Consider the following 6,911-nt stretch of genomic DNA (forward strand, 5'->3'; position numbering starts at 1 on the left):
GGCGCGCACGCCGGCGGTCTCCAGCGCGGCGCGCACCCGGTAGATGTCGGCGACGTCGTCGGGTTCCAGGGTGCGCACGAAGACGCCCCGGTTGAGCTCGTGCGTCACCAGGCTGTCGTGCACGAGCAGCCGGAACGCCTCCCGCAGCGTGTTGCGCGAGACGCCCAGCTCCCGGCCGAGGGCCTCCTCCGACAGCTGGGTGCCGGGCGGCAGCCAGCCGGCCTCGATGCGTTCGCGGAGCACCTCCGCGACGCGCTGTGCGGTGGATCGGGCCATGGCGTCTCCTCCGGGCGGTGGCCGCGACGGAACCGGTCTTCGAAGGGGCCGGCCGGTCTTCGAAGGGGCCGGTCTTCGCGACGGGACCATTCGACAGGACCATTGAGGATTGTTGAACAATATCTTAGCCTCCTCCGCACACGCCTCACCCGATCGAGTGAGGTCCGAGAATGCGGAAGGCGGACGCATGCTCGTGCTCCTGGGCGTCCTCGTGGTCGTGGCGGGCTTCGCCACGCGGCGCAACCCCCTGCTCGTCGTCGGCGCGGCCGGCATCGTCACCGGACTGCTGGGCGGTCTCACGCCCCGGGAGGTCCTGGCCGCCTTCGGCACCGGCTTCGCGTCCAGCCGCTCGGTGACGATCTTCGCGGTCACCCTGCCGGTCATCGGCCTGCTGGAGCGGCACGGCCTCCAGGAGCAGGCCCGCGCCGTCGTGACGCGGTTCGCCGGACTCACGGCGGGCCGCTTCCTCGCGCTGTACCTGCTGCTGCGGCAGCTCGCCGCCGCCCTCGGGCTCAACAGCGTCTTCGGCCACGCCCAGACCGTGCGTCCGCTGGCCGCCCCCATGGCCGAAGGCGCGGCCGAGCGGCGCCACGGCCCGCTGCCCGACCGGGCGCGCGAGAAGCTGCGCTCCTTCGCCGCCAGCGCCGACAACGTCGGCCTCTTCTTCGGCGAGGACGTCTTCCTGGCCGTGGGCTCGATCCTGCTGATCACCGGATTCGTCAACACGACGTACCACGCGCACCTCGAACCGCTGAGTCTCGCGCTCTGGGCCGTCCCGACGGCCCTGTGCGCCCTCGTCATCCACGGCTGGCGGCTGCTGCGCCTGGACCGCACGCTGGGGCGTCCCCCGGCGGGCGGGCGAGGCCGGCCGGACGGACCCGGCCGGCCCGGCCGATCGGACCGGCCGGACCGGCCGAGCCCGGAGGAGTCCGTCGCATGATCAAGGCCGAATGGTTCTTCTGGCTCGTCGGCGGCATCTTCCTGCTGATGGCCGCCCAGATGCTCACCGACCGCAGCAACCCCAGGCGCTTCGGCAGCGCCGCCTTCTGGGGGCTGCTCGGCCTCGGCTTCGTCTACGGCACCTGGGTGGCCGACAGGAGCGCGCCGCCCGAACCCCTGGGCGCGGCCGTGCTCGTCATGATCGCTCTCGCGGGCTTCGGCCTCACCGGGCGTGGCGAGGCCCGTACGACCTCCCCCGCGGAACGGGCGGCGAGCGCGGCACGGCTGGGCGGCCGGCTGTTCGTACCGGCGCTCACCGTCCCGGCCGTCGCCCTGGTGTGCGCGGTGGGCGTCAAGCGGCTCTCCCTCGGTGGCGAACCGATTCTGCAGAAGGGTGGCGAGACCGTCCTGGGGCTCGGCATCGGCGCGCTGGCCGCACTCGCGGCCGGCATGGTGATGCTGCGTGAGAAGCGGCTGTCGACATCCCTGCACGCCGGGCGTTCGATCCTGGAGTCCATGGGCTGGGCGATGCTCCTGCCGCAGCTGCTCGCCACACTCGGAGCCATCTTCTCCGTCGCGGGCGTGGGCGACCAGGTGCGCCGGATCACCACGGCGGTCCTGCCGGAGCACTCCGTCCTCGCCGCCGTCGTCGTCTACTGCGTGGGGATGTTCCTCCTCACCGTCGTGATGGGCAACGGCTTCGCGGCCTTCCCCGTCATGACGGCCGCCGTCGGCTGGCCGGTCCTGGTGGAACAGGCGCACGGCGACGCCCCGGCCGTCCTGGCGATCGGCATGCTCGCGGGCTTCTGCGGCACCCTCGTGACGCCGATGGCGGCCAACTACAACATCGTTCCCGCCGCCCTGCTCGAACTGAAGGACCAGTACGGGCCCATCAAGGCCCAACTCCCCACGGCATTCGCCCTTCTTGGATGCAATATTGCCATCATGTCCGTTTTTGCCATGCGGTGACCGTCACGAACCCTTGTGAACCGCGCCGTTTCGTCCGTTGTCAGGGTGACCGCCTACGCTGTGCGACGTGACCTCTCCAGCCCCGGCGGCCCTTCCGCCCCAGCTCAACGGCGTCTCGCGCCCAGCCCCGGGCCCGGCCGCCGACGAAGGCCTGGCCCGCCGGCTACGGGCGCTGGCCTGCACCGCGCCGCTGCACGACCTCGACGCGCGCAAGGCCAACCTCGCGGGCGAGTACGGCGTGTACGCCATGGCGGAGGTGGCGCTGGCCGCCATCGACCTCGTCACGCTCAACATGGACTTCGACACCGGCGCCGACCACGAGCAGATAGTGGCCCGGCTGCTGCCCCGCGTCGCCGCCCAGGCCCCCGAGCGCCCCCAGGCCGAGCACGAGCGCGTCGCCCGCTGGGTCCTGGAGAACCTCATCAACGTCGGCAGTGTCGACCGCGGCTTCCGCGCCGTCTACGGCACGTTCGGCCCCGACGGCACGTACGTCCGGCGCGACTACGACTTCAAGCTCGTCGAGGAGGTCCCCGGCCCCGGCGGCACGGTCTTCCTGCGCACCACCGACGAGGCCGTCAACGTCCTGGTCGGCGCCCTCGACACGGACGTCACCAGCGCGCAGATCGCGGCCGAGGTCAAGCTGGAGGTCCTCATCAGCCGCGGCCGCCTGGCCGACGCCCAGCTCGCCGCCGAGCAGGCCCGCTACCGGACCGTCCAGTACGCGGAGACCCTCCGCAAGACCCTGGAGGCCACCCGGCGCAACGTCCGCGCGGTCGACTGGCTCAACGCCGTCCCCGACATGATCGCCGAAGCGCTCGACCACGTCGCCGACCGCTACCGCCACGAGAACGCGATCCTCACCAACATCCGCAAGGCGCGCGACGAGGCGGAGGGCGCGGAGCCCAAGCGCCGCGCCGCCGAGCTGGTCGACATCGTCAAGGACTGCATCCGCCGCCACACCCAGCTGCAGTCCCGGCTGCTGGAGGCCGGCCCGCTCTTCCGCGCCGAGCAGGACCGGCAGGCCTTCGCCACCCCCGCCGCCCGCGTCGGCACCGACCTGTACGGGCAGCTCCTCGCGCCCGTGCTGCCGCTTCCCGTCGAACAGGCCGGCCGCGTCACCGACGCCTTCTTCGCCCGCGGCACGGGCCTGCGCACCCCCGTCGCGGTGCGCGTCGGCGACCTGGTCGACATGCTGCTCACGCCCCCCGCCGAGCGCGAGCACCTCGGCGCGGAGATGCCGGAACCCGACCTGGTCGAGACCCCGGACGACAGCCGCTTCAGCGAGCAGCAGCTCGCGGAGGCCCTGGAGCTCCTCGACCTGCCCCCGGACGCGCCCCGCCGCCTCTCCGGCCTCCTGGCCGAGGCCCGCCGCCGCGACCCGGAACTCCCCTACCTCGTCGCCCTCCTGGCCGTCCACGCGGCCAGCCCCTCGGTCGGCACCGCCTACCGCCAGGGCGAACAGGAACTCCTCTTCGCCGTCGACGACGGCACCCCCCTCGACGACCCGGAGTTCGGCGGCGCGGACCTCATCGTCGGCAAGGCCCTCCTGGACGCAGCAGGCATGGCCGCGGCCCGCACGGAGGCGGCGTGACCACCCCGCGGAGGGTCCGCTCACACCTCCCCGCCGCGAGGGTGGGCAACGACGACGGCGTAGCCCGGCGGTGCGGTGCGGCCTGCGGCCGGCTCCTTGCGGACGGGGCGGTGGGTGAGGCCCGGCCTCACCTCCCCGCTGCGAGGGTGGGCAACCACGATGGCGCAGTCCGGCGGTGCGGAGTGGCCTGTGGCCGGCTCCTTGCGGACGGGGCGGTGGGTGAGGCCCGGCCTCACCTCCCCGCTGCGAGGGTGGGCAACCACGACGGCGCAGCCCGGCGGTGCGGAGTGGCCTGTGGCCGGCTCCTTGCGGACGGGGCGGTGCGTGAGGCCCGGCCTGACCACTCCGCCGCGAGGGTGGGCAACCACGACGGCGCAGCCCGGCGGTGCCGAGCCGGCTTCGGCCGTACCGTCCGCCGCTTGCGGTTGGCCCGGCACCGCCGGATTCCGCCGTTCGGGCCGGGCGCCCCTGCGGCGCGATGGGAGCTCGTGGCTCGCCACGGGGTGGGTGGGGCCCGGCCCCACGACTCGGCAGCCCGCCGCACGGCGTACCGCAAGACCAGGAACCGACCAGGAGCATTCGCGTGACCGAGTACGACGTCGACGACCCGGCGCGGCAGCAGGCCGCCGCCCCCGGCGACGAGGACGCAGCAGCGGAGCACCCCGCGGGGGCCGTCGCCGTCACTCCCGCCGACGCCGCGGACGCGGCCCGGCTCGTCGCCTTCGGGTTGCAGCCCAAGCTGCTGCCCGCCCGCGACGCCGAGTACGCCGAGCTCCTGCGCCGGCACCGCGACGACCCCGCCTTCGCGCGCCTCGCGGACGCCGTCGCCGCCGGGCTCGGGCTCGTCGTGCTGGAGGTGTCCACCCGCGCCGGCATGGCCGTCACCGCCGCCGAGGACTCCGTCTTCGCCGTCCGCATGGGCGACTACGCGCGCCGCGCCTCCACCGACTCCGCCGACCGCTTCCTGCACGGTCTCGCCCACCTCGCCGTCGCGGCCATGTCCTTCCCCCGCCCCGAGGACCTCGCCGACGACGGCTACATCGGCCGCGTCACCGTCAACGGCGTCGACGCGTTCGTCCGCCAGGCGTGCCGCCGGCTGGAGGAGAAGGCCGCCGAGCAGGGTGAGAACACCGACCCCACCACCGGCGCCCCCGGCCTGGAGGCCGCCTGGCGGGTCTACGCGCGCCGCAGCGCCACCGGCGCCACCAAGGACGCGCGGCGCCTGGCCGGCTCCACCACCGGCATCGTCGCCAAGGCCGTCGCGTTCCTCGTCGACTCCGGCTTCCTCCAGCGCACCGGCGACGACGCCGGCGGCACCTTCCGTACCACCGCCCGCTACCAGCTCCAGGTCCGCGACATGGCGAGCAGCGCCGCCATGGCCGAGCTGCTGGAGCTCGGCGTCGTCCCCGTGGGCGACGGCAGCGCCACCCTGCTTCCGCCGGACGAAACCGACGACCTCGACCTCGTCGCGGACGCCGGCCTGCCGTTCCATTCGTGACCCAGTAACCACCACACCTGCGACAAACGAGAGTCCGCCGCCATGTACGAGCTGTCCCGGGTCCGCCTCTACTCCATCGGGCCCGCCGGTGCGCGCTACGCCGACACCGTGCTGGACCTGCGCGGGGTGGGCGCCCCGGTGCCGAATCCCGCGCCCGCGCAGGCGGAGTTCTTCGAGGAGGAGCCCGTCGGCCCGCCGCGCCGCCCCGCGCCGGCCGGTGTGCTCTTCCTGGAGAACGGCGGCGGCAAGTCCGTCCTGCTCAAGCTGATCTTCTCGGTGATGCTGCCCGGTCACCGCAACACCCTCGGCGGCGCCAGCTCCGGCGTGCTGCGCAAGTTCCTGCTCGCCGACGACTGCGGCCACGTCGCCCTGGAGTGGCAGCACGTCCTCACGGGCGAGACCGTCGTCGTCGGCAAGGTCAGCGAGTGGCGCGGCCGCCAGGTCTCCAACGACCCGCGCAAGTTCGCCGAGGCCTGGTACTCCTTCCGCCCCGGTCCCGGCCTCAGCCTGGACTCCCTGCCCGTCGCCGAGTCCACCGCCATGCGCGGCCGCGCGGACGGCGCCTCCGGCGCCCGCGGCCGCCGCCGCACCATGAAGGGCTTCCGCGACGCCCTCACCGAGGCCGGCAAGGCCTACCCCCACCTGGACGTCGTCTGGGAGGAGATCCACGAGCGCTGGAACGAGCACCTCGGCGAACTCGGCCTCGACCCCGAGCTGTTCCGCTATCAGCGCGAGATGAACGCCGACGAGGGCGAGGCCGCCGGCCTCTTCGCCGTCAAGAACGACTCCGACTTCACCGACCTGCTGCTGCGCGCCGTCACCGACACCCGCGACACCGACGGCCTCGCCGACCTCGTGCACGGCTTCGCCCACAAGCTCGGCCGCCGCTCCGAGCTGACCGCCGAGCGGGACTTCACGGCCGGTTCCCTCGACCTGCTCTCCCGCATCGCCGAGGCCGCCGGCCGGCGCGGCCAGGCGCGCGGCGTGCACGCCGCCGCCGAGCGCCGCACCCGCGAACTGGCCCGCCGGCTCTCGCTGCGCGGCGCCGAGGAGCGCGGCCGCGCCGTCGAACTCGCCGAACAGGTCGCCGCCGCCGCGCACCGCGTCACCGACGCCGAGACCGAGCGCGGCCGCAGCTCCCTCATCGCCGCCGAGATCGCCTACCGGCACGCCTCCCTGGCCCTGGCCGCCGCCGAGAAGGCCGCCGCCGCCCAGCGCCGCGAGCTCAACGACGCCCGTACCCTGCACGCCGCCTGGCAGGCCGCCGAGACCGTGCTGCGCCACCGCGCCGCCGCCGACCGCTCGGCCAGGGTGGCCGCCGCCATCCACGAGGCCGAGCGCGACGCCGCTCCCGCGCTCGCCGCCCGCTCCCGCGCCGCCACCGAGCTCGTCCGCGCCCTCAACGCCGCCGCCGAGCAGGGCGAGCGGCTGGCCCACGAGCAGGAGGAGCGCTCCGCCGCCCTCCAGGAGGCGAGCGAGGCCGCCCACCGCGACGCCACGGCCGCCGCCACCGAGGCCCAGCGCGCCCGCAGCGAGACCGGTCACCTGCGCCAGCGCCTGGCCGAGGTCGAGCAGGAGACCGCCGAGGCGGTCCGCGCCGGCTGGCTCGACGACACCGCCCCCGACGCCGACCCGGCC

The 6,911-nt window shown here is 74.6% G+C and carries 5 protein-coding genes and 1 pseudogene; 5 read left to right on the top strand and 1 reads right to left on the bottom strand.

Annotated features, from left to right (window positions below; translation table 11 throughout):
* A partial coding sequence (locus tag AB0K09_RS27375; RefSeq protein ID WP_366068081.1) for a GntR family transcriptional regulator occupies positions 1-276 on the bottom strand: 276 nt, incomplete at its 3' end.
* 187 nt (positions 277-463) lie between these two features.
* On the opposite strand from AB0K09_RS27375, the gene AB0K09_RS27380 reads away from it, so the two are divergent.
* The 5 genes and pseudogenes from AB0K09_RS27380 to AB0K09_RS27400 all read left to right on the top strand — a co-directional run.
* Complete coding sequence (locus tag AB0K09_RS27380; protein WP_366068082.1) at positions 464-1,216, top strand: DUF969 domain-containing protein; 753 nt, start codon at positions 464-466, stop codon at positions 1,214-1,216.
* Positions 1,213-2,184, top strand: a complete 972-nt coding sequence (locus AB0K09_RS27385; RefSeq protein ID WP_366068083.1) for a DUF979 domain-containing protein — start codon at positions 1,213-1,215, stop codon at positions 2,182-2,184. The genes AB0K09_RS27380 and AB0K09_RS27385 overlap by 4 nt, the downstream gene beginning before the upstream one ends.
* Positions 2,185-2,251: 67 nt before the next feature.
* Positions 2,252-3,775 carry a hypothetical protein gene (locus tag AB0K09_RS27390; RefSeq protein WP_366068084.1) on the top strand — a complete coding sequence of 508 codons (1,524 nt, stop codon included), beginning with the start codon at positions 2,252-2,254 and terminating at the stop codon, positions 3,773-3,775.
* Positions 3,776-4,358: 583 nt separating this feature from the next.
* Positions 4,359-5,273: a hypothetical protein gene (locus AB0K09_RS27395; protein WP_366068085.1), complete on the top strand. Its 915-nt coding sequence runs from the start codon at positions 4,359-4,361 to the stop codon at positions 5,271-5,273.
* Positions 5,274-5,315: 42 nt separating this feature from the next.
* Positions 5,316-6,911, top strand: a pseudogene (locus AB0K09_RS27400) (hypothetical protein); the annotation flags it as partial.

The sequence above is a fragment of the Streptomyces sp. NPDC049577 genome, assembly GCF_040675635.1.
Classification (GTDB): Bacteria; Actinomycetota; Actinomycetes; order Streptomycetales; family Streptomycetaceae; genus Streptomyces.

What these genes read in the sequence shown, in the direction of transcription:
- AB0K09_RS27385 (WP_366068083.1), top strand. Translation starts at nt 1,213, where the DNA reads ATGATCAAGGCCGAATGGTTCTTCTGGCTCGTCGGCGGCATCTTCCTG.
- AB0K09_RS27380 (WP_366068082.1), top strand. Translation starts at nt 464, where the DNA reads ATGCTCGTGCTCCTGGGCGTCCTCGTGGTCGTGGCGGGCTTCGCCACG.